This is a genomic window from Ruegeria sp. AK11 (genome assembly GCF_056541095.1).
The window spans coordinates 67,599-88,659 of record NZ_JBQFXU010000010.1; the positions used below are offsets into that span (position 1 = coordinate 67,599).

The window sequence follows — 21,061 nt, forward strand, 5'->3', positions numbered from 1 at the left end:
GTGTAAGGTCTTCAGCCTTTCATCACCCAGATATCCATCGGTGTTTCCACGCCGCGCACAGATTGATCGGTAAGCTCTGCAAAACCAGTCATGGCGACAGGCGCAGACTGGTTTTCCTCTGCAATCCGCGCGCGCACGGCATCGCTGACCACGATACGCGCCTGTAAATCACGCGTCAGCGCCTCGAGCTTGGCCGCGACGTTGACGGCATTCCCGATGACCGCGAATTCAAGCCGGTTCGCACCAATGTCGCCCAGCACGACCGAGCCATAGTGCACCCCAATCCCGACGCGGATTTCAGGCTCTCCCGCCCGGCGGCGGTCCAGATTCCATCGGTCGATCACGCTGACCATCGCGCGCGCACATCCCAGCGCGTTGCTTGCGTCCAACGGTGTGGGCACCGGGGTGCCAAAGGTCGCCATCAGCCCATCCCCCAGATACTTGTCCAGGGTCCCGTGGTGGCGAAAAACCTCGGTTTCCATGCGGGCGTGAAAGCCCCGCAGCACTTCGATCACGTCATAAGGGTCTCGCCCGGCCGCATATTTCGTGAACCCGACGATGTCGATGAACAGAACGGCCACATTCTCTTTTCGGACCTGTTTCAGCGGCTCGTCATTCTGGCTCAGCTCCTCCACCACGTTGGGCGAGAAATAGCGTGACAGGTTGGCCCGTTCCCGTTCCAGCCCTGCATTGCTCATCAATAGCCGGTTCAGCCGCTGCATCGAAAGGCCCAAAGTCACGGCCACCATCATGAAAACGATCACCTGCTGGATGCGCTGAGGCGCCATGAAACTGTTCGGATCCAGAAGCTCGGCAACATCCGGGTAGCCTTGCAAAGCAGTCGCAACTTTTTCGCTGATCCCGGGAATGGGCGTTGCGACCCACCAGGCAACGATCCACCCGATCGTCCACATCATCGCCGTCCAGGTCCCGATGGCGATCACGGTCCGCCAAGAATAGGCCAATGTGCCTGCCGCCAGAATGATGAAGAAGTACTGAAAGTTGTCGAACCGGTATTGCATGGCCAATGGCCTGACATCATCGCTGAAGGGATTTGGTACGATCATCCCAAGCGTCATGATCAGCAGGTCGACGAAAATCAAAAACAACTCGCCCCGCGATTGCCCGACACGACCTGCACGGCGGATCAACCACCCGTTGCCGCAGATCAGCAGCAGAATGAAGTGATACCAAAGCACCTCCCATTGCGGGTTCAGAAAAACCAGCAGCACCGCAGTCAGCGCCATCGCCACCCATCGCGCACGCACAGCCAGTTCCAGACCCTCGCGTTTGTGCCGTTCCAACGCGGCCTCGGTATATTTGTTGTCCAGATCAAACGCATCGGGCTGGGTGAAAAACAGGCTTCGGCGGGGCTGTGCGGTCGTCTCGGTCATGGCCGTGGTCTTTCTTGCGGAGGCTAGGCAGCCTTATGCAATCACTGTTGAAGGCAAAACAAAAGACCCCGCCGGTTGATCGGCGGGGCAAGGCATAGTGCCATGTGTCAGGCCACAGGCACCGGCGGTGTTCGTGAATTCAGTTGTGCATCTCTGCGCGGATCTGTTGCCGCAAGATGTCAATCGGTACGGTCTTGCCGTCCCGCTTGAAGCACCAGTATGTCCAGCCGTTGCAGGACGGGGCGTTTTCCAGATGCGCGCCGACCTGATGGATTGACCCTTTGACATTGTCACCCACCAGCGTTCCATCCGCACGCACCTTTGCCTTGTGGCGCTGGTTCATGGAATAAAGCTCTTCACCCGGGCGCAACATCCCGCGTTCGACCAGCTGGCCGAATGGCACGCGTGGCTCGGCACGTTTGCTGGCACTGACTTCCAGAGCTTCGCGATCAAACTTGCGGACCTTGGCGATGCGTTTTTCAGCCACCTTGCGATAGCTTTCCTCTCGCTCGATACCAATGAACTCGCGCCCCAGCATCTTGGCGACGGCCCCGGTGGTGCCGGTGCCAAAGAACGGGTCCAGCACCACATCGCCGGGGTTGGTCGAGCCAACCAGCACGCGGTGCAACAGCGATTCCGGTTTTTGCGTCGGATGCGCCTTGTCGCCGTTTTCATCCTTGAGCCGCTCATGCCCGGTGCAGATCGGCAGCACCCAGTCGCTACGCATTTGCACACCCTCGTTCAGGGCTTTCAGCGCCTCATAGTTGAAGGTGTATTTCGCGCCTTCGCGCTTGGACGCCCAGATCATCGTCTCATGCGCGTTGGTGAACCGTTTGCCGCGGAAATTCGGCATCGGGTTCGACTTACGCCACACAACGTCGTTCAGAATCCAGTATCCGGCGTCCTGCAGCGCTGACCCCACGCGGAAAATGTTGTGATAAGACCCGATCACCCAGATCGCACCATTGGGTTTCAGCAGACGATGCGCCGCCTTCAGCCATTCGCGCGTAAACTGGTCATACGCCCCGAAGCTTGCGAACTGATCCCAGTGATCATCCACCGCATCGACCTGGGAATTATCCGGACGATGCAACTGACCTTTCAATTGCAGGTTATACGGCGGGTCCGCAAAAATCAGATCCACTGACGCCTCGGGCAGACTGTTCATCACATCGATGCAGTCCCCGGATAGAATCGTGTTTAAAGGGAGCGCTTTTGCGCCCTTTTTGGTGGTTGTTGTCATATCACTGCCTCAAGTGTCCACGGCGCTTTTGCGCTCATTTGGTTGAGACAAGGATGAGTCAAAGTCGATTCGCCGTCAAATTCTTTTTTGAATCAGCGACTTACGATTTACTCTTGATACAAGATATTGTGCACCGGTTTGAACGAACGCCTATGGTGTGGGGTCACGCCAAGATTTCGCAGCGCTTCCTTGTGTTGTTTTGACGGATAGCCTGCGTTGGTTTCCCACCCATAACCCGGATGCTGTTGCGCTAAATCCACCATCACCTGATCGCGCCAGTTTTTCGCCAAGATCGAAGCAGCCGCGATCGACACCGATCGTGCATCGCCCTTCACAACGGCCTGTGACGGAAATCTCAGACCCTGCGGAATCAGGTTGCCGTCGATCAACAGGAAATCAGGTGCCGGGGTCAACGCCTCCACCGCGCGCATCATCGCCAAGTGCGACGCCCTCAGGATATTGACCTCATCAATTTCGGCGACAGAGGCTTCGGCCACCGCGAACTCAGCAACGTCCCGAATCTCGGCGTCCAGCACGGCCCGGCGTTTTGCGGTCAGCTTTTTTGAGTCATTCAACCCTTCGGGAAAGTGCTTCGGGTTCAGAATCACGGCGGCAGCCACAACCGGCCCGGCCAATGGGCCGCGCCCGACCTCATCCACACCGGCGATACGGATGTGGCCCATGTCCAGCAGCGCCTGCTCAAGTTCGAAGTTTGGCATTGTCATGCCCTTGGCAAACCGCGTTTCGCGCAGCACCGCAAGAAGAAATGAGAGGGCGGCCCACACCACCCTCTCTCTCACGGCACTTCTTTGGCACCGTTCCTGCTCAACCCGAACTACTGATAAACGACGCGGTATCCCTTCTGGCGCAGGCATGCAGGTTCATAGGCCCGCCTGACCTTTTTGCCATTCCAGAAACCGACCTTGCACTCTTGCGGCAGGCTATTGGCATGTTTGTAATGTTTCTCGAGGCATTTCGGCCCAAGCAGCGGATGGTCCTGCGAATACCCATCATAGGTGCGCAGGCAGCGCTGGGGCAGGTCGTAACGCGCCACATGCGGCGGCAACGGACGCACCGGCTGCGTCACATGTGGTGTATGGGTATAGGTCTGTTGACGAGTCGCCTGATCCTTTTTCTTTTCCTTGTTATAGTAATGAACGCCGGCACCAATAATAGCGATGGCCGCCAGCCCCCCAAGAATGTCCTTTGCGTCGGCCGCCTTCGCCTGAGAAGCCGACACACCGGTAATCGCAACCGCGGTCGCAATGATCAAAGCGATGAATTTCTTATGCATGATGCCTGTCCTTTCGGATGTTCTTGCGACCGTATGACGGACCGCGTGCTGATTGCCCTGAAAGTGGGGGCACCTGCCCCAGACAAGCAATAACGGCCCGGTGTTATCGGATATCAGGGGCAGCAAACCCCTTGGGTTATTGAATATCGCGGCAACTCATGCGCAGGATGCGGCCTATGAAACAGATCCTCTCTTCTCTGACCTTTGCGGCCCTGTTATCGCTTGGTTCTGCTGCGACAGCGGCAGATTGTTATGCGGACTACAAAGCCAAGAAGGACAACCCGCTGCGTTTGCATTACGGCGTCATGCAGGTCACAAGTTGCGACAAGGGGCAGGCCCGGGCAGAAATCGCCCAGCGCCTGAACGCGTCGGGTTGGACCTTGCTTGAAGTGCAGTCCGTTTTCGGGCCGGAAGGGTTGGATCAGAGGAAAGGCAATGCCGGACAATTCTATCTCCGTTTCTGATGCACGCCGGTCGGGTGTCCGTCTGGTTGTGCTGGGCATCGCGGCCATTGTCGTCATTCTGATCACCGCTGCCGTTTTCCTGTTCTGGACCTTGCCGGACGCAAATGCGTTCAACGCACGTGTCGAGCGGCTGTTTGTCGAGGCCGATCTGACGTCACAGACTGAGATTCGCCTGCTTGAAATTCTGGCCCAGTCTGGCACCGCCTTTGCTGACACCCTGTCCAGTTACCGGATGGTGATCTATGTGCTGCTGGTTTTTGCCAGTGCGATGATGATCTCGGCACTGGTCTTTCTGGTGATGCTGGTCTTGTTGAACCGGCGCATGGCACAGATCGAACGTACCGGCATTCAGGTAACGTCGCTGCTGATCAGTCGCGAAGAAAACACTGTCTACCTTAACAACATGGATTTCAAGCTGACACCTGCCGCCATGGAAACCCTGTCGATTCTGGCGGAATCCCGGTTGGATGACGAGGTATTGTCCGGCGCTCAGATCGAGGCCATGATTTCCGGTCGCGATGCCGCCGATTGTGACGAAGCCGCTGGCGCAACACGGATCAAACGGTTGCGCGACGCGCTTGGCAACCAGATGGTCAGCGAATTGCTGGTCAAGAATATTGCCAAGAAGGGGTATATGCTGTCGATCGAGAAAGACGTCATTCAAATGGTCTGACGTTTTGACGCGTCGCTCGCGCCCGGTAAAATCCCGTTGCGGCCTCTTGGAATGTCAGGTGGAAAGCCCCATTCTAAACAAACCCCAGGCAGAGGAGGTCGCTTATGAACGTCCACGCCGCGCCACAGATGAATGGATATGGAATCTCAGTTGAGCCGCTGGAAGGCAGGATTGCCATTTACCGGAACGACATTCTTCTGGCTGAAAGCACAAACGCAAAGGTGATGTATGAAACGCGTTTGCCGCCAACGATTTACGTTCCCCGCGCAGATGTATGTGTGGATCTGAGCGAAGAAACAGACCTGCAAACATTCTGCCCGTTCAAAGGCACCGCCACTTACCACGACATCCAACTGGCCTCGGGGCCCCTGACCAATTCCGTCTGGGCTTATGAACAAGCCCTGCCGGAAAGCGCGGACATCCGGGGCTGTATCGGGTTTGTGTCCGGCGCCTACACCCGGATTGACCTGGGCAACAATCGCCTGCGCGAGCCTGACGACGGCAATATCAGCGGACCACTGATCGACTGGCTGATGCGCGGTGCTTCCGCCGCGACCACGCCCGAAAGCTTTACCCAGGCATTGGCCGAGAAGATGCTGGAGCACGGCATCGCCATCCAGCGGCTGAGCATTCTGGCATGGTCCTTGCACCCCCTGATCGCGGGCAAACACTATATCTGGGAAAAGGATCAGGACGAGATTCTGACCCGCGCCCCGACCTACGAAATCTATGATCACCCGGCTTTCATCAACAGCCCGTTGCGCCATGTCTCGAACGGGTTGGGCGGCGTACGGCAAAGACTGAACGACGATAACCCGCATTACAGCTTCCCAATCATGGAGGAGTTGCGGGCAAAGGGTGCCACCGACTATGTCGCGATGCCGTTGCCCTTCTCTGACGGTCGGACCAACGTTCTGACCCTGACCTGTGACCATCCCAACGGGTTCACCACCGAGAATCTGGGCCTTGTATTCGAATGCTCTTCGGTAATCGCACGCTTTTACGAAGTGTTCATGCAACGCGAGAATGCACAGGTTTTGCTGGAAACATATGTTGGAAAACGCTCTGGCGCACGCGTGTTGGGGGGTGAGATCCGGCGCGGTGACGGGGATGAAATCGACGCTGCAATCATGTTCTGTGACCTCCGCAACTCGACAAGCCTCGAAGAGAAACTGGGGCGGGGCACATATATCAGTGTTTTGAACGAGTTTTTTGAAACCGTCTCGGGTATCGTTCACGAAAACGAAGGCGAAGTTTTGAAATTCATTGGTGACGCTGTTCTGGCGGTATTTCCGGCAGCTGATGAAAACGCCAGCGCGGCCCGTGCCAACGCCCAGCGCTCGGCAATCAAAATCGTCGAAACGTTGGGAGAGTTGCGTAAAGCAGGTACCGGCATACATTGCGACTGTTCTATTGGCGTGGCTTATGGGCGCGTCACCTATGGCAATGTGGGCTCTCGTGAACGACTTGATTTTACGGTTATTGGACAAGCGGCCAACATAGCAGCGCGGTTGGGCGAATATGGGAAAACCGAAGGCCATCGCATAGTCGTGTCCGAAGATATTGAGCCTGCCTGTTCCAACGCCTTACCATTGGGCGCGGTCAACCTGCACAACGTGACTCGACCCGTTATATGCTACGCATTGCAAACCACAGCCGACGAGATTTTGAACGGTTAACTTTTGGTTTGTGCAGGTCAAACGAGAGATGTCGGGTACTAGATTGCGACCAGGGCTTTTGCCCGCGTCTTCTGATTACACAGCCCCAAGCAAGATCAAAGCGGTCTGCGCTGACGAGATCGTACTTTGAAGACCCGCGATTTGACTTCTGGCCAGATAGGTGTCGGTGAGTTTCTCAACCGCCTTCTGGTCGGAAAACTGTGCCAGATCATCCGATCCAGTCAGACGGAATAACCGGCTTTTGAACTCGACCAATTGCTTGTCGATATCCAGTTGGGCGAATGACGGTGGTAGCCCAAGCGCCGTTTCCATCATTTTGCGCAGCGGTGGCAATCCCATAAGATCGAACCATTTCGTATCTGTACTGCTTCCGCTTTTCGCCAGATCAGACAGCTCGCGCTGGGCATAAAGCGAAATGCGCATCGTCTCATCTGACTGTCCGACCGCGATCTCAAACCGCGCTGAAAGGCTGGCCTGAGCTATCTCTTCCATATTTGTGACCAGCACCGTTTTTCGAACAGCTCCCGGACCAAACCCGAAAGCATCCGAAAACTCCCGGTAACGTTTATCCGCCAAACGATTGGGCAAAGCGTCATCCGCCTGTGTTCCATCCTCCAGGATTTTCCGGATAAAGAACCGGTTATCCACATCCCCTTCCAACCCAAAGGCACCCAAAGCGACCTGCAACAATCTGCGGTCAGAAACCAACTGTTCGGCGGTCTTCACTTTCCCAATGTTGTCCAGGAAATACTTTGTCTCCCTCTCATTCACTGCCGAAGACGAGAAACTTTGAAACTGTCCTTGGTAAGTACGTTGCAGAAACCGCCAGCCGACGATCCCGCCAGTCGGAATGACAGGTTGAAAGCTCATTGCTGATAGGCCATCAACCGATCTTCGCGCGGGAGAAGCGAGCGAAGTGACTTGAGGCATTTATAGTATTGCTCGGCCACCAGCGCGTCTGTCGCCTCGGACAATACACGACGGCTATCTGTATCCGTAAAAACCTGGCTCAGCTCTTCTACGCTGCGCAACAGGTGTTGACGCGCCCGAGCCGGATCCATGTCTCCGGACAGAACAAGTTGCGTGGCATAGCAGACACGGCGCACCGGAGTATTTACTTCATCCGGATGTATCGCATCGCGCAACCGCAGGACATTGGCCTGCGGCGTCATGATCGAAAACCGGCCACGGCGGTCGCCGTTTTCAATCACAACACCATTGATCAGCACCCTTTCCTTCGGGGCGAGTTTCAAAACCAGCCCGCTCATCAGGTTGCCCTCATCTGGCGCAATCCGCGCAAAATCGCCGTGTTTATTTCAAGCAATGGTTCGATGGACGCGCCGTCCGCCAAAATGCGGCTGCTGTGCAGTTCCGTAAACTCGGCAAGGTAGAAAATCCTGGCGCGAATATCGTTCGGCAAAGCGTTTGCCGAATCCGCGACACCTGTCGCCAACACCCCCCATAACCGGCGGTTCTCGTGCACGGCCTGAACAAACGCCGAGAAATCCGTTGCCTTGCGCGCCGTGGCCGCCTTGAGACGCCGTGTAATTCTGGAAATTGCCTCATATTCAGTGTCACGGGGCGTTCGCGTCGGCGCGGCGGCTTGCGCATAGGTGTATTGAGCGAGGGTTTGCGGGGTCACTTGAAATCCTTCCAAAAAGCCGTCGTCAGATAGTCACGACCGGGGCGCGAAAACCGCGCCCCGGACCGCGTTGCGTATTAGCGGAACAGCGACAGGATCGACTGCGGCGCCTGGTTGGCGATCGAAAGCGACTGTGTTGCCAGCTGCTGCTGCACCTGAAGGGCCTGCAAACGCGCCGAGGTTTCTTCCATGTCAGCGTCGACCAGCGCACCGATACCGGATTTGAACGAGTCAGAGAGATTCGAAATGAACTCTTTCTGGGTCTCGATACGACCCTGCGCCGAGCCAAAGGCGGCCGAGGCATCAATCGAAGTATCGATAAGCGATTCGACAGCCGCCAACGCAGCGGTTGCCCCCGCACCTGTCGACACATCAATACCTGCCAGCGCGCCCAAACCACCGGCACCCGCATTCACGAACTGAGCCGAGAACGAGATGTCAGATCCTGTGCCGTTTGTAACCGACAACGTACCCGCAGTGCCGGAGTCGTAATCGACAGTCAGACCGGTAATTCCCAGCTCTTCGATCTTCGATTTCAATCCGACAGCAACAAGGTCACCGGTCGTTGTCGCGGCAGCATCTTCCGCAGAAACGGTATAGGACACAACCTGATCGTTAATGGCGACGACAACCTTGTCTCCGGCCGCGAAAGCACCGCTGGATTCATCGGTCACCAACGCCGTCGCGGCCGTTGCACCATTGTCAATGGTTGCCCCCACGCGGTCATTGCCGGTCGATGCGCCGGTAGAGCCGTCGAAAACCTGTTTGGTGACATATCCACCGGTCGACAGGTTCTGCCCCGAGACCGAGATTGACGACGCAGTCACCGCCCCGGTGTTGTCCCGATCCAGCGATGCGAGGATCGATGCAGAGCCGGTCGAGCCGTCAACAAGGTTCAGACCGTTGAACTGGGCCGCGCTGACAACCGATGCGATCTGATCCTTCAGTGCGGTCACATCGTCATTGATCTTACCGCGATCAACGTTGTCTTCCTGCGCCGCGACAATCTTGCTTTTCATCTGGGTCAAGAGGTCGGTGACAGTTTCAGACGCATTTCGCGCAACTGCAACAGTCGATTCGCCCAGCGCGAGGCTGTCTTTGATCGCGTTAAAGCCCTTGACGTCGGACTCCATCACTTTCGAGATCGCCCAAACCGCCGAGTTGTCCTTGGCTGTCGCGACGTCCTTACCGGTCGAAATCGCGTTCTGGGTCATCGCCAGGTTCTTGTTGACCGACTTGAGAGTTTGCAGCGCAACCATCGCGCCATTGTTTGTCAGAATGCTGGACATAGCTTTTATCCTTTTGCCTTCGGGCGATTTTCGCCCATGTTCACCCCACAATATCTGCGGGCATTGGTGTCTTTCTGACTTGTGCGACGCGCCGCGTGGCTGTTCGCGCCACCTGATGTTTCCAGGTGCAGCATCACTTTTGAGCCCGATCCCCTAACGGAGTGCTAAAACGCCCGAACCAGGTGTTTCAGATTTGAATCAAACCCAAGCCTATGCGCGTTTTTCCAGCTTTGCCGTATTTCGAACGGAAAACTCACTTCGTTGCCCATCCGCGCCGTACGTGCTGAATTCCTGCCGAACCCGTCGCAGTTCAGCCATGCGGCTGGCGACGGCCCGAATCCCGTCGGCGGCACTGTTCAGCAATGCCTGATTGCGTTCGACTTTCTGCTGCACTCGAACCAATGCATCGCTGTCAATCACCTGAAGGTCGTTGATCGCGCCGATCAGTTTTTCTTTTTCCGGCACCATATGCGTCAGGCGATCCAGATCGCCCTGGACAAGCGCCGCACGCTCCAGATCCAGAACTTCTTCCAGAGATTTGATCAGTGCCATGTCGACTTCAGATGTCATCGGTTTTCTCCATCAGTGATTTCAGCAGAATTTCTGACAAACCCACCCCTCCAGCCCGGGCCAGTTCGCGTGCCTGATGCTGAACAAGAAACGAAGAGAACTGGTCTTCACCGGCTCCTCCTCCAAAAGACTGGCGCGTTTTGCCCAATCCGGCCGACTTCATCATTTCGCTGAGGAATGCGGCCTCCAACTCTATGGCCGCGTCTTTCAGTCGTGTCTGGGCCAATGGCGTTTGAGCCACCTGGGAAATTGCTGAGACGTGCATGGTTTTCTCCGAAAATGCTTCGAACTTTCTCGATCAAAGGTGAAAGCGGTTAAAATAAACGTAACTTCCTGCGGGCAGAGTTCTGATCAATCACACGGAGCCAGAGCAAAATGCCCAACCCACTAACGCTGGCGGCCGCAGCGCCAACAGCAACTGCGAAACCCAATTCGCCCGCCAAAGAACCGGGTCGTACTGCCGGGTCGGACAGTTTCGAGGATATCCTTGAACAGGGAAACCAAACACATCCTCTCCCCGGCACCACGGCTTTGGCCACTTCTATCGAAACCACCGACGAAACTGCCGAGATTGAGGTTGAGGCCGTTCTGTCAAACACGGCTGAGGCATCTGTCGAGGCGATTTCACCTCGGGCACCAGAGCTGGCAAACAACATTTCATCGCAGACCGAAATGGCCGGGACATCCGAAACGCCTGGGGCAGATACAACGCATCCCGCGCCGTTTGTTCCTGCTGCAGCGGATATCCCCGCAACGGGTACGACAGAACCGGAACAAACCGTTGCGTCAACGGGTTTGCCCCGTCAGACCGACATTCAACCCTTTGTGCCCGGGCAACCAATCGAAGAGCAGGTTCACACCGCTTCGACCCAGGTCACGCCAGCCCAAAAACCCTCAGAGGCTTTGCCTGTGCTGAGCCAGCCAACCCGATCAAAGGACCAGACAGCCGGGTTGACAGCCGAACCCCTCCTTGAAGGCGCAAAGACGGTGCCCGAGACAGCGGAAGTCGCTGCCACGCCCAATCCGACAAGTCCAAACCGCGCGACACCCGTTGCACAGCTTCAACTGATCCTCAACTCAATCGAAGCGGAACAGGCGGCACCGGTTCAAGAGGTTGACTCTGTGCCCATCGCCTTAGACGAACCCGTTCAGCAAGCCCCCCGCGAGGTGGCACAACACTCGGCGATGCCCTCTCCGTTCGCCCGTGCTGAAATTGCCCGTGCCATAGCCGGGCAATTGGCGGCAACGATCCAGACCCGACCGGGAACCGGCATCATGGAAATCTCGCTAAGCCCCGAAGAATTGGGGCGCGTATCCATTGTGCTGAACGGTCGGGATGACGGGCTCCAGATGACAATCGCCACCGAACGCCCGGACACGATGGAACTTTTGCGCCGCCACCTGTCCGTTCTTACGGAGGAGTTTCAGAAACTGGGCTATGGGAACCTGAACATCGATCTGGGGACTCCGTCGGATTCAGGTGCTCGGGATCAGTGGACAGATGAATTCGACGCTCAGGCCGCACCGGAATCCGAACCGGTTCAGAACGTACACCTCGCGCAAGCCACGCCGCTTCCACAAACTCCTGCTCCGGTCAGGGGCATCGATATGAGATATTGAAAATGATCACACCCATCACCGCCACACAGGCTGCCACCTCTCAGCATACTGCCGGTCCGTCCCGGAGTTCTGCGATCACTTCGGATTTCGAAACGTTTCTGCTGATGCTGACCGCGCAGGCCCAAAATCAGGACCCGCTGGAGCCGATGGATTCAACCGAATACGCATCGCAACTTGCGCAGTTTTCGATGGTTGAACAACAGGTTCAAACCAATGACCTGCTTTCCGCCCTGACCAGCACGCTTGGCAGTGTCAATCTGAACGACCTTGCAAGCTGGGTCGGAATGGACGTCCGATCTGCCTCGGGTTTCCATTTCAACGGCCAGCCAGTGACCCTGTTCTCGAACGCGGATTCTGACGCGGACGCAACCAGACTGGTGATCCGTGATCATGAAGGCGCAGTCGTCGACACGGTTTCTGTTCCCACAACAGCGACGGAGTTTGCTTGGGCAGGTGTGAGTTCCTCAGGCGATCCGATGGCCGCTGGCAACTACACCGCGACGCTGGAAAGCTACAAAAATGACCGGCTGATTTCCGAGAAACCGGTCGCTGCCTATAACCGCGTTGTCGAAGCGCAGGTGGGAGAGGATGCTGTTCTGCTGACCCTGCAAGGTGGTCAAGTGATTTCCGCAGATCTGGTCACTGCGGTCCGAACGGGCGCTTGATCTGTCAGGCAGTACGGGCCAAAGGTTGGCAACTCGACTCGCCAGAAGAAGTGAAAAGACCTCTGCCCGACCTGCCTGCCCCCCCTCATGATCTGGTTGAACACCTCAGCACTATGGGGTTGGTCAACATGTACGCGCAGTTCGAAATCCTGTATGGTGGTCGGACCAACAGGGTGTGGAAAGTGCTGGGGGACAACGGCGACAAAGTACTGAAGCTCTACAGCCCGACCTTACGCAACCCCCTGTTTCGAAATGATGCAAAGCTGGAAGCCCTCTGCCTCAAGGCGCTTGGTCCGACCGGATTTGTACCAAGGCTTCGCGCCGCAGGACAGCACAGGAACGCGCATTGGGTGTTTTACGACCACGCACCCGGAACACCTTGGCGGAATGGGTCGGACAAGGTTGGTGAACTGCTGCGCAGGTTGCACTCGCTGCCCAACACCATTCCAGCGCCCGCCGGGTGTAACGGCAGCGCGGACCTGATGGCCCATGGGCACAGAATTCTGCAAGGGTGCAGGTCAGAAACCCGAAACGAACTGGCAAAACTGCAACCTTCGATATCCGTCCCCCCCACGACCAAGACTTGCCTGATCCATGGCGATCCGGTCGCTGGAAATATTCTGGTCGCGTCCCGCGGCCTGACCTTGATCGACTGGCAATGCCCGGCCTTTGGCGACCCGTGCGAAGACCTTGCGCTGTTTCTGTCCCCGGCAATGCAAAGGTTGTACCGGGGCTCACCATTGTCGGACGCGGAAGAAGTTCAGTTTCTGTCCGCCTATCGCAGACCCGAGATTGTTGCCCGTTATCAACGGCTCAAGCCATGGTATGCTTGGCGCATGGCCGCTTATTGCCTGTGGCGCGCAGAAAACGGTGCACCCGACTATTCCGAAGGGTTGAAACTGGAAATCGAAATCCTGAAACCGATTGAGTTTACCTGAGGTCGGAAAGCGCAAAGAGGGCGTATGCCGGTGGCATCAATGCGCGACGCCAGCGGCCCATCGGAAACCGTTCAGGAGTTTGCCTCATCGGGGCTGGCAAGTGGGCCTCTTTGCCCAATGCCAGCCGCGCCAATGCGCGCCCGCTGTAAGTCCCCATAGCGACGCCGTTGCCATGATACGCAAATCCGGCAAACATGCCTGGCTGCTTGGGCACGGCACCGACATAAGGCATCAGGCTTCGCGAAAGGCACACCATCCCCGACCAGATATGAGTCGCCTCAACCGCTGCCCAGGCCGGGAACATGCGTTTGAAATCCTGTTGAACCTTTGCCCGGATCGCGGCCTCGGACCGGGGCGACGACAACAAGCCGCCTCTCATTCCGAACAAAAAGCGCCCATCCGGCATCAGGCGAAAATAGTGCAGAAGATTGCGCGTGTCGTAACATATCTGGTCCGAGTTCCAGCCCTGCGCCAATAGTTCTGCCTGGCTAAGTGGGCGTGTTACCATAACCGTCGATTGCGCAGGCAAATAGCGTCCGGACATCCAATCGGGGATGTCTTCGCTGGAATACCCGTTGGTACAAATCAGCACGACCTGTGCGTTAACCTGCCCCGCGCTTGTTTGCAGCCTGAAGCCGGACGTCGTTTTTTCAATGTTCAGAACGGGGCTGTTCTGGAAGAAATTCGCTCCCGAAGCTGCCGCAGCGCTTGCCAGCCCGAACAGGTATTTCCGGGGATTGAGCCCGAAGCCAACCGGCAGAGTATACCCACCGAAAAATGCACCACCCATACCGAGCGCTGGTAATTCAGCGGCTTGGTGCAGAATGCCGGTCTCGTCCGCGTATCGGCGCAGGACATCCATCGCATGCCGCGAATGGGCCAGTTGAGTCTCACCGTTGGAATGCGTATCGGCGTCAATCCGATGCCGCGCCAGCAGATCGGCAACAAGCTGGACCGCATCCTGTTCAGCCGTCTCATAGGCTTGCGCCGCTTCGCGGCCATAGCGGCGCACCATAGACTTTTGCCCAAGCTTCGATCCGCCAAGACAGCAGAAACCGCCATTGCGACCTGATGCGCCCCACCCCGGCGGGCCTGCCTCGAACACAGCTACCGAGGTCGCGTTTTCGGCCAGATGCAAAGCCGCTGAGACCCCTGTAAAGCCGCCACCGACGATGGCAACATCAACGTTCAGATCGCCCTGAAGCTCTGGCCAGTTCGGGTTTGCAATGGTTTCGTCCCACCAGCAACCACCACGAGGACCTGCGCCATAGGTGTATTCGGGAAATATCCGTTTCATTCGGTGCGCGCAGCGGCCTGCTCGTCCTGCCGTTGGCGCATCATCGCGCGTTTGGTCACAAGTGAGGCCGTGATCACCCCAACCGTCACGACCGCGATCATAATCGTCGACAGCGCGTTTATCTCGGGGCTGACGCCCAGCCGCACGGCCGAAAAGATCTTGATCGGCAGGGTCGTCGCCGACGGGCCCGATGTGAACGACGCGATAACCAGATCATCCAGCGACAATGTGAAAGCCAGCAGCCAGCCCGAGATTACCGCAGGCGCGATGATCGGCAGGGTGACCAGACCAAAGGCCTGCGCGGGTGAACAACCCAGATCCAAAGCGGCTTCTTCCAGCGATTTGTCGAATGTCACAAGCCGTGACGAGACGACAACCGAGACAAAACACATCGAAAATGTTGTGTGAGCCAGAACGATTGTCAGGATACCCCGGTCCAGCCCGATCCCGATAAACAGCAACAACAGCGACAGGCCGGTGATCACCTCGGGCATCACAAGTGGCGCGTAGATCATGCCGGAAAACAGTGTCCGGCCAAAGAACCGCTTGCCCCGAACCAGCACATAAGCGGCCGCAGTCCCCAGAATCGTTGCCAGTGTCGAAGAAAACACCGCAACCCGGACCGTGACCCACGCGGCATCCAGAAATGCCTCGTTCTGAACCAGTTCGCCATACCATTTGGTCGAAAACCCGGCCCAGACCGTGACCAGCTTGCTTTCGTTAAAGCTGAAGATGATCAGGATGATCATCGGAATATAGAGGAACGCAAAACCCAGCGTCAGCGAAACTGTATTGAACCAGCTTAATCTGTTCATCCGTCAGCCTCCGCCTGTTTCTGCTGGTTGCGCTGGAACAGCACAATGGGAACGACCAGAATAAGCAACAGCACGATCGCGACAGCACTTGCCACGGGCCAGTCTCGGTTCGAGAAAAACTCTTCCCACAGAACCTTGCCGATCATCAACGTGCCGGACCCACCCAGTAGTGACGGGATCACAAACTCACCGATCACGGGGATCATCACCAGAAAACAACCTGCGATGATGCCCGGTCTGGACAGTGGAATGGTGACCAGCCAGAAGGCTTGTGCCCTCGAGCAACCCAAATCCTCGGCCGCCTCGATCAACGAACCATCCATGCGTTCCAATGACGAATAGATCGGCAGGATCATGAACGGAAGATAAGTGTAGACAATACCGATATAGACGGCAGTCGAGGTGTTCAGGATCGTCAAAGGCGTCGAAATGATGCCCGTCCACAGAAGCAGTTGGTTAAGGTACCCTTCATTCGACAGAATGCCCATCCACGCATAGACCCGGATCAGGAATGACGTCCAGAAAGGCAGGATCACCAGCATCATCAGTGTTGGCCGCCATTCCTCGGGCGCACGGGCCATGCCATAGGCGATGGGGTAGCCAACCAGCAAAGTCAGGAAGGTTGAGATCAAAGCGATCTTGACGCTGGACAGATACGCTTTCCAGTACAGGTCGTCCTCGGTCAGCCAGATGAAGTTTTCAAGATCAAGCTGGCTGAAGAACTCTTTGATCCCCGACCAACCAGCTGAAAAATCCAGTGTCGGTGTATAGGGCGGGATCGCAAGCGCGGTGTCCGACAGCGAAATCTTCAGAACGATGAAGAATGGCACCATGAACAGCGCCAACAGCCAGACATAAGGTATGGCGATCAGAACAGCGCGGCGCATCAGTCGGCCAGCAGAACCGCAGCCGTGGCCGTCCAGGACAGCCAGACCGGGTCTTCCCAGGTGAATGAACGGCGCGAGATGCGGCGGGTGTTGGCCGTCTGTGCCTTGATGATTGTGCCGTTTGCCAACTCAACGTGGTAAGTGGACAGATTGCCCAGATACGCGATGTCATGAACCTTGCCTTGCACCGCATTCACTGCATCTGCCGGACGCTCGGCCGAGATTGTCACTTTTTCCGGGCGGATCGCCAGATGGCAAAACTGACTTTTTTCAAAGTTCTTCGCTGATGCGGCGGTCAGCGGCGCTTGCCCTTCGGCCCAGTCTACCTGATAGGTATCCTCTCCGACAGATGTCGCGCGCCCTTCGATGATGTTCACGTCCCCGATGAAATCAGCGACATAGACCGAGGCGGGGTTCTCATAAATCCGGTCCGGAGTGGCAACCTGCATAAGCTGACCCTGATCCATCACCGCCACACGGCTGGCGACTGTCATGGCCTCTTCCTGATCGTGCGTAACGATCACGAATGTGGTGCCGGTTTTTTCCTGAATATCCATCAGTTCGAATTGGGTATCCTGGCGCAACTTCTTGTCCAGCGCGCCCAGCGGTTCATCCAGCAGCAAAAGCTTGGGCGCTTTGGCAAGTGAGCGCGCCAGCGCCACACGCTGCCTCTGCCCACCCGATATCTGATGCGGTTTGCGGCGGGCGAACTGTTCAAGCCGGGTCAGGCGCAGCATCTCTTCGACCCGGTCTTCCAGATCGTGTTTGGGCATTCTGTCCCGGCGCAAGCCAAAGGCGATGTTTTCCCAGACGCTAAGATGAGGAAAAAGGGCATAGGACTGGAACATCATGTTCACGGCCCGCTTGTTGGGCGGGATCGGGTCGATATCCTTCCCCCCAAGCAGGATTTGGCCTTCGGTCGGTGTTTCGAACCCGGCCAGCATCCGCATCATCGTCGTTTTGCCACATCCAGACGGACCAAGCAGGGCAAAGAACTCTCGCTCGAAGATATCCAGAGACAGGTTGTCGATGGCAGTAAATTCACCAAAACGCTTGGTCACGTTTCGGAACTGGATCAAGGGTTTCGCCTGCGGGTCATCCCATGGCGCAAAGACGTCAGAATTCACTACGGCCCTCGTTCGAATAGCTGGAAAGAGAGGCAAGGCGGCGGCGCCGCCCTGCCGGTGCAATTCGGATCAGGTACCCGATTTGACCTTGGTCCACAGACGCGTCACGACCCGCTGTGTTTTCGCCGGATAAGGTGTCGTGATGTACAGGTTCTGCATCGTGGCATCATCCGGATAGATGGCCGGATCGCCGATCACGTCCTCTTCCAGAAATTCCTGAGACGCTTTGTTGCCATTGGCGTAATACACATAGTTCGATGCCGCCGCCATGTTGTTGGCGTCCAGAATGAAGTTGAGGAACGTGTGTGCGCCTTCGGGATTTGGAGCATCGACAGGAATTGCCATCTGGTCGAACCACATCAGCGACCCTTCGGCGAAGGGGTGGTATTCAATCTCTACACCGTTATCTGCTTCTGCAGCACGGTCGCGTGCCTGAAGGATGTCACCCGACCAGCCCACAGCAACGCAGATATCGCCGTTTGCCAGTGCATTGATGTATTCCGAGCTGTGGAATTTCTGGATATGCGGGCGGACCGCCGTCAGAACCGCTTCGGTCTTGCCAATCACGTCCGCGTCGTGGCTGTCGGGGTTTTCACCAAGGTATTGCAGCACCATGGGAATGATCTCGGCCGGGGCATCCAGGAAATGCACGCCGCAAGTGGCCAGCTTTTCCATGTTCTCGGGCTTCAAGACCAGATCCATGCTGTTCAGAGCAACGTCGTCGCCCAGAACCTCTTTGACCTTACCGACATTCACGCCGATCCCGGTTGTTCCCCACATGTAGTTGATCGAATACGCGTTGTCCGGGTCATAACCGGCGGTTCGCTCTTCGATTACATCCCAAAGGTTTCCGGCGTTCGAAAGCTTGCTTTGGTCCAGCTGCTGAAACGCGCCGGCCTGGATCTGGCGCTGAAGGAATGTACCTGACGGCACCACCACATCATAGCCCGAACCACCAGCCAGCATCTTGGTTTCCAGAACCTCGTTGCTGTCAAACACGTCATAGATCAGGGTCAGACCTGTTTCTGCTTCGAATTTGCTCAGCAGTTCTTCGTCGATGTAGTCGGACCAGTTGTAAACACGCACCTCTTCAGCAAATGCCGCCGAAGTCCCCAATGCGATGACCGCCGTCATAGTCAGCGTTTTGATTGTCATATTCTTCTCCCTGCAAGTGTACGGGTATTTTCCCGTTTTTTTGGATTTGATCAAGTTTTGCGTTTTCCCTCGATCCAGCGTATGGTTTCACGTGGCCAGTCACCTGACAAGTCAGGCTTAGTCGAAATGGGAAGAACCAATTGGATTTGATCAAAAATAAGGCATATGCGCCGTCGACCGAAGGGGGCAAACAACCCGCGCATGAGCAGGTTTACCAAACACTCAGATCACAGATTCTGTTCGGTGAACTGGTCCCAGGTCAGCCCGTCACAATCCAGGGCCTGACTGATTCGCTGGGTGTTGGGATGACTCCGGTCCGCGAAGCGATTCGCCGGTTGATCTCGGATGGAGGGTTGGTTTTCCAGGGCAATCGGCGCGTCAGTGTACCGCTGCTGAACTCGAACGATATTGAAGAGATGATCTTCGCCAGAATTTCAATAGAATCAGAGCTTTCCAGACGTGCAACCGCCAACCTGAAAACACAGGACATTGATCATCTGGAACGTTTGGACAGGCATTTGGATCGCATGATCGCTGATGGCGATGTCGGTGGCTATCTGCGTTTGAACCAAGCTTTTCACGAAACGCTGTATTCTTATGCAAACGCGCCGATCCTCAGTGATCTGGCCGAAAGACTTTGGTTGCGGTTTGGCCCTTCTTTGCGTGTTGTCTGCGGGCGCTTCGGCACTCAGAGCCTTCCGGATCGCCACAAGGACATTATTGCCGCTTTGCGCGCCGGTGACGCAGAAATGACCGCAAAGGCAACCGCCCAGGACATCGAACAGGGTATGGACCTGATGGCAGAGGCATTGACGTCTGTCTGATCTAACTTGATTCGATTGACAGGAAAAAATTTGATCATATTGTGTTCGCCAACTGCGTTCTTGTAGGAGATTCTCCGATGTCTACCATCACCAACCACATGCCGACCGCCGAATTGCAGGCGCTGGATGCCGCGCATCACATTCACCCTTTCTCGGCCAATGGTACGCTGGGGAAGGAAGGGGCGCGCGTGATCACACGTGCCAATGGCGTTTATCTGACCGACAGCGAAGGCGAGGAAATTCTGGATGCGATGGCGGGCCTGTGGTGCGTCAATATCGGGTACGGGCGTAATGAGTTGGCCGATGTTGCCGCGCGCCAGATGCGCGAGCTGCCCTACTACAACACTTTCTTCAAAACCACCCACGTCCCGGCGATTGCTTTGGCCGCCAAGATTGCCGAACTGGCACCGGGCGATCTGAACCATGTCTTTTTCGCAGCAGGCGGGTCCGAGGCAAACGATACCAATATCCGCCTCGTGCGCACCTACTGGGCCCAGAAAGGCCAGCCCGACAAGAACATCATCATCAGCCGCAAGAACGCCTATCACGGCTCATCCGTGGGCTCGGCCTCGCTGGGTGGTATGGCCGGGATGCACGCGCAGGGCGGCATTCCGATCCCGAATATCCACCACATCAACCAACCGAACTGGTGGGCCGAAGGCGGCGACATGTCCCCCGAAGAATTCGGTCTGGCCCGCGCGCGCGAGTTGGAAGAGGCGATTGAAGAGTTGGGCGAAGACAGGGTCGCCGCCTTTATCGCCGAGCCGGTTCAGGGCGCAGGTGGTGTAATCGTGGCGCCCGATACATACTGGCCGGAAATTCAGCGTATCTGCGACAAGTACGATATCCTGCTGATAGCTGACGAGGTCATCTGCGGATTTGGCCGGACAGGCAACTGGTTCGGGTCGCAAACCGTTGGTATCAAGCCGCATATCATGACCATCGCCAAGGGCCTTAGCTCGGGCTATGCACCCATCGGCGGGTCCATCGTGAACGACGAAATCGCCGAAGTGATCGGCGGTACCGAATTCAACCACGGCTATACCTATTCCGGCCACCCGGTCGCGGCCGCCGTGGCATTGGAGAACCTGCGCATCCTCGAAGAAGAGAAGATCGTTGAGCATGTGCGCGATGTTGCCGCCCCCTATCTGAAAGAGAAATGGGAGGCACTGGCAGATCATCCGCTGGTGGGTGAGGCCAAGATTGTTGGCATGATGGCATCCATCGCGCTGACCCCGGACAAAGCCAGCCGCGCCAAATTCGCATCCGAACCCGGCACGGTCGGCTATATCTGCCGTGATCGGTGCTTTGCCAATAACCTGATCATGCGCCATGTCGGCGACCGGATGATCATCTCACCCCCGCTGATCCTGACACCTGCGGATATCGACGAAATGTTCGTGCGAATCTACAAGTCGCTGGACGAAGCGCAGGCCGAGATCATTGCGCAGGGGCTGATGAAAGCCGCATCTTGATTTAGCGACT

23 protein-coding genes are annotated in these 21,061 nt (G+C 56.6%); 8 read left to right on the plus strand and 15 right to left on the minus strand.

The window, feature by feature from the left end:
• Positions 1 to 11: 11 nt before the first annotated feature.
• The 4 genes from ACR0D9_RS17440 to ACR0D9_RS17455 form a co-directional block, all read right to left on the minus strand.
• Positions 12 to 1,394, minus strand: coding sequence for an adenylate/guanylate cyclase domain-containing protein (locus ACR0D9_RS17440; RefSeq protein WP_480539648.1), 1,383 nt, complete (start codon positions 1,392 to 1,394; stop codon positions 12 to 14).
• A 139-nt stretch (positions 1,395 to 1,533) separates the two neighbouring features.
• The gene (locus tag ACR0D9_RS17445; protein WP_209505001.1) at positions 1,534 to 2,637 is read right to left on the minus strand and encodes a site-specific DNA-methyltransferase; all 1,104 of its coding nucleotides are present in this window, start codon (positions 2,635 to 2,637) and stop codon (positions 1,534 to 1,536) included.
• Between the two features lie 107 nt (positions 2,638 to 2,744).
• A complete protein-coding gene (locus ACR0D9_RS17450) occupies positions 2,745 to 3,362 on the minus strand; it encodes a ribonuclease HII (RefSeq protein WP_480484185.1) in 618 nt (205 codons plus the stop codon).
• 110 nt (positions 3,363 to 3,472) lie between these two features.
• Positions 3,473 to 3,931, minus strand: coding sequence for a hypothetical protein (locus tag ACR0D9_RS17455; RefSeq protein ID WP_480484130.1), 459 nt, complete (start codon positions 3,929 to 3,931; stop codon positions 3,473 to 3,475).
• A gap of 176 nt (positions 3,932 to 4,107) precedes the next feature.
• On the opposite strand from ACR0D9_RS17455, the gene ACR0D9_RS17460 reads away from it, so the two are divergent.
• From ACR0D9_RS17460 to ACR0D9_RS17470, 3 genes are all read left to right on the plus strand, one after another.
• Positions 4,108 to 4,395 carry a hypothetical protein gene (locus tag ACR0D9_RS17460; protein ID WP_480484131.1) on the plus strand — a complete coding sequence of 96 codons (288 nt, stop codon included), beginning with the start codon at positions 4,108 to 4,110 and terminating at the stop codon, positions 4,393 to 4,395.
• Positions 4,367 to 5,068, plus strand: a complete 702-nt coding sequence (locus ACR0D9_RS17465; RefSeq protein WP_267365085.1) for a winged helix-turn-helix domain-containing protein — start codon at positions 4,367 to 4,369, stop codon at positions 5,066 to 5,068. The genes ACR0D9_RS17460 and ACR0D9_RS17465 overlap by 29 nt, the downstream gene beginning before the upstream one ends.
• 104 nt (positions 5,069 to 5,172) lie before the next feature.
• Positions 5,173 to 6,747 (plus strand): DUF427 domain-containing protein, encoded by a 1,575-nt coding sequence (locus tag ACR0D9_RS17470; protein ID WP_480488571.1) that lies wholly within the window; start codon positions 5,173 to 5,175, stop codon positions 6,745 to 6,747.
• A 75-nt stretch (positions 6,748 to 6,822) separates the two neighbouring features.
• On the opposite strand, the gene ACR0D9_RS17475 is transcribed toward ACR0D9_RS17470, so the two are convergent.
• The 6 genes from ACR0D9_RS17475 to ACR0D9_RS17500 all read right to left on the minus strand — a co-directional run bounded on the left by ACR0D9_RS17475 (position 6,823) and on the right by ACR0D9_RS17500 (position 10,513).
• Positions 6,823 to 7,617 carry a DUF1217 domain-containing protein gene (locus tag ACR0D9_RS17475; protein WP_480539650.1) on the minus strand — a complete coding sequence of 265 codons (795 nt, stop codon included), beginning with the start codon at positions 7,615 to 7,617 and terminating at the stop codon, positions 6,823 to 6,825.
• A complete protein-coding gene (gene flbT / locus ACR0D9_RS17480) occupies positions 7,614 to 8,015 on the minus strand; it encodes a flagellar biosynthesis repressor FlbT (protein ID WP_480484134.1) in 402 nt (133 codons plus the stop codon). Before flbT ends, ACR0D9_RS17475 begins: the two co-directional genes overlap by 4 nt.
• A complete protein-coding gene (gene flaF, locus ACR0D9_RS17485; RefSeq protein WP_267366590.1) occupies positions 8,015 to 8,389 on the minus strand; it encodes a flagellar biosynthesis regulator FlaF in 375 nt (124 codons plus the stop codon). The genes flbT and flaF overlap by 1 nt, the downstream gene beginning before the upstream one ends.
• A 77-nt stretch (positions 8,390 to 8,466) precedes the next feature.
• The gene (locus ACR0D9_RS17490) at positions 8,467 to 9,678 is read right to left on the minus strand and encodes a flagellin N-terminal helical domain-containing protein (protein WP_209505009.1); all 1,212 of its coding nucleotides are present in this window, start codon (positions 9,676 to 9,678) and stop codon (positions 8,467 to 8,469) included.
• 210 nt (positions 9,679 to 9,888) lie between these two features.
• The gene (locus ACR0D9_RS17495) at positions 9,889 to 10,248 is read right to left on the minus strand and encodes a flagellar biosynthesis protein FlgN (RefSeq protein ID WP_480484135.1); all 360 of its coding nucleotides are present in this window, start codon (positions 10,246 to 10,248) and stop codon (positions 9,889 to 9,891) included.
• Positions 10,238 to 10,513 (minus strand): rod-binding protein, encoded by a 276-nt coding sequence (locus ACR0D9_RS17500; RefSeq protein WP_480484136.1) that lies wholly within the window; start codon positions 10,511 to 10,513, stop codon positions 10,238 to 10,240. Before ACR0D9_RS17500 ends, ACR0D9_RS17495 begins: the two co-directional genes overlap by 11 nt.
• A 110-nt stretch (positions 10,514 to 10,623) precedes the next feature.
• Between ACR0D9_RS17500 and ACR0D9_RS17505 the strand changes: the two genes are divergently transcribed.
• Genes ACR0D9_RS17505 through ACR0D9_RS17515 form a run of 3 tightly spaced genes read left to right on the plus strand, consistent with a single transcriptional unit; the run spans position 10,624 to position 13,471 of the window.
• Positions 10,624 to 11,868: a flagellar hook-length control protein FliK gene (locus tag ACR0D9_RS17505; RefSeq protein WP_480484137.1), complete on the plus strand. Its 1,245-nt coding sequence runs from the start codon at positions 10,624 to 10,626 to the stop codon at positions 11,866 to 11,868.
• A gap of 2 nt (positions 11,869 to 11,870) precedes the next feature.
• Positions 11,871 to 12,533: a flagellar hook capping FlgD N-terminal domain-containing protein gene (locus tag ACR0D9_RS17510; RefSeq protein WP_480484138.1), complete on the plus strand. Its 663-nt coding sequence runs from the start codon at positions 11,871 to 11,873 to the stop codon at positions 12,531 to 12,533.
• A gap of 50 nt (positions 12,534 to 12,583) precedes the next feature.
• Complete coding sequence (locus ACR0D9_RS17515; RefSeq protein WP_480484139.1) at positions 12,584 to 13,471, plus strand: phosphotransferase; 888 nt, start codon at positions 12,584 to 12,586, stop codon at positions 13,469 to 13,471.
• On the opposite strand, the gene ACR0D9_RS17520 is transcribed toward ACR0D9_RS17515, so the two are convergent.
• The 5 genes from ACR0D9_RS17520 to ACR0D9_RS17540 form a co-directional block, all read right to left on the minus strand.
• Positions 13,464 to 14,768, minus strand: a complete 1,305-nt coding sequence (locus ACR0D9_RS17520) for an NAD(P)/FAD-dependent oxidoreductase (protein WP_480484140.1) — start codon at positions 14,766 to 14,768, stop codon at positions 13,464 to 13,466. The two genes, ACR0D9_RS17515 and ACR0D9_RS17520, sit on opposite strands and share 8 nt — an antisense overlap.
• Positions 14,765 to 15,583: an ABC transporter permease gene (locus ACR0D9_RS17525; RefSeq protein ID WP_480474178.1), complete on the minus strand. Its 819-nt coding sequence runs from the start codon at positions 15,581 to 15,583 to the stop codon at positions 14,765 to 14,767. Before ACR0D9_RS17525 ends, ACR0D9_RS17520 begins: the two co-directional genes overlap by 4 nt.
• Positions 15,580 to 16,470, minus strand: coding sequence for an ABC transporter permease subunit (locus ACR0D9_RS17530; RefSeq protein WP_480484141.1), 891 nt, complete (start codon positions 16,468 to 16,470; stop codon positions 15,580 to 15,582). The genes ACR0D9_RS17525 and ACR0D9_RS17530 overlap by 4 nt, the downstream gene beginning before the upstream one ends.
• On the minus strand, positions 16,470 to 17,597 hold the full coding sequence (locus tag ACR0D9_RS17535) for an ABC transporter ATP-binding protein (protein WP_480484142.1): 1,128 nt from the start codon (positions 17,595 to 17,597) through the stop codon (positions 16,470 to 16,472). The genes ACR0D9_RS17530 and ACR0D9_RS17535 overlap by 1 nt, the downstream gene beginning before the upstream one ends.
• A gap of 69 nt (positions 17,598 to 17,666) precedes the next feature.
• On the minus strand, positions 17,667 to 18,752 hold the full coding sequence (locus ACR0D9_RS17540; protein ID WP_267363696.1) for a polyamine ABC transporter substrate-binding protein: 1,086 nt from the start codon (positions 18,750 to 18,752) through the stop codon (positions 17,667 to 17,669).
• A gap of 140 nt (positions 18,753 to 18,892) precedes the next feature.
• Here ACR0D9_RS17540 and ACR0D9_RS17545 point away from each other — a divergent pair, with 140 nt between their 5' ends.
• Complete coding sequence (locus tag ACR0D9_RS17545; RefSeq protein ID WP_480484143.1) at positions 18,893 to 19,576, plus strand: GntR family transcriptional regulator; 684 nt, start codon at positions 18,893 to 18,895, stop codon at positions 19,574 to 19,576.
• Positions 19,577 to 19,653: 77 nt separating this feature from the next.
• A complete protein-coding gene (locus ACR0D9_RS17550; protein WP_480539652.1) occupies positions 19,654 to 21,051 on the plus strand; it encodes an aspartate aminotransferase family protein in 1,398 nt (465 codons plus the stop codon).
• Positions 21,052 to 21,061 lie beyond the last annotated feature (10 nt).

What these genes read in the sequence shown, in the direction of transcription:
- flbT (WP_480484134.1), bottom strand. Translation starts at nt 8,015, where the DNA reads ATGAGCGGGCTGGTTTTGAAACTCGCCCCGAAGGAAAGGGTGCTGATC.
- ACR0D9_RS17510 (WP_480484138.1), top strand. Translation starts at nt 11,871, where the DNA reads ATGATCACACCCATCACCGCCACACAGGCTGCCACCTCTCAGCATACT.
- ACR0D9_RS17520 (WP_480484140.1), bottom strand. Translation starts at nt 14,768, where the DNA reads ATGAAACGGATATTTCCCGAATACACCTATGGCGCAGGTCCTCGTGGT.
- ACR0D9_RS17500 (WP_480484136.1), bottom strand. Translation starts at nt 10,513, where the DNA reads ATGCACGTCTCAGCAATTTCCCAGGTGGCTCAAACGCCATTGGCCCAG.
- ACR0D9_RS17505 (WP_480484137.1), top strand. Translation starts at nt 10,624, where the DNA reads ATGCCCAACCCACTAACGCTGGCGGCCGCAGCGCCAACAGCAACTGCG.
- ACR0D9_RS17550 (WP_480539652.1), top strand. Translation starts at nt 19,654, where the DNA reads ATGTCTACCATCACCAACCACATGCCGACCGCCGAATTGCAGGCGCTG.
- ACR0D9_RS17440 (WP_480539648.1), bottom strand. Translation starts at nt 1,394, where the DNA reads ATGACCGAGACGACCGCACAGCCCCGCCGAAGCCTGTTTTTCACCCAG.
- ACR0D9_RS17540 (WP_267363696.1), bottom strand. Translation starts at nt 18,752, where the DNA reads ATGACAATCAAAACGCTGACTATGACGGCGGTCATCGCATTGGGGACT.
- ACR0D9_RS17530 (WP_480484141.1), bottom strand. Translation starts at nt 16,470, where the DNA reads ATGCGCCGCGCTGTTCTGATCGCCATACCTTATGTCTGGCTGTTGGCG.
- ACR0D9_RS17490 (WP_209505009.1), bottom strand. Translation starts at nt 9,678, where the DNA reads ATGTCCAGCATTCTGACAAACAATGGCGCGATGGTTGCGCTGCAAACT.
- ACR0D9_RS17460 (WP_480484131.1), top strand. Translation starts at nt 4,108, where the DNA reads ATGAAACAGATCCTCTCTTCTCTGACCTTTGCGGCCCTGTTATCGCTT.
- ACR0D9_RS17450 (WP_480484185.1), bottom strand. Translation starts at nt 3,362, where the DNA reads ATGACAATGCCAAACTTCGAACTTGAGCAGGCGCTGCTGGACATGGGC.
- ACR0D9_RS17470 (WP_480488571.1), top strand. Translation starts at nt 5,173, where the DNA reads ATGAACGTCCACGCCGCGCCACAGATGAATGGATATGGAATCTCAGTT.
- ACR0D9_RS17465 (WP_267365085.1), top strand. Translation starts at nt 4,367, where the DNA reads ATGCCGGACAATTCTATCTCCGTTTCTGATGCACGCCGGTCGGGTGTC.
- ACR0D9_RS17495 (WP_480484135.1), bottom strand. Translation starts at nt 10,248, where the DNA reads ATGACATCTGAAGTCGACATGGCACTGATCAAATCTCTGGAAGAAGTT.
- ACR0D9_RS17445 (WP_209505001.1), bottom strand. Translation starts at nt 2,637, where the DNA reads ATGACAACAACCACCAAAAAGGGCGCAAAAGCGCTCCCTTTAAACACG.
- ACR0D9_RS17475 (WP_480539650.1), bottom strand. Translation starts at nt 7,617, where the DNA reads ATGAGCTTTCAACCTGTCATTCCGACTGGCGGGATCGTCGGCTGGCGG.
- ACR0D9_RS17455 (WP_480484130.1), bottom strand. Translation starts at nt 3,931, where the DNA reads ATGCATAAGAAATTCATCGCTTTGATCATTGCGACCGCGGTTGCGATT.
- ACR0D9_RS17525 (WP_480474178.1), bottom strand. Translation starts at nt 15,583, where the DNA reads ATGAACAGATTAAGCTGGTTCAATACAGTTTCGCTGACGCTGGGTTTT.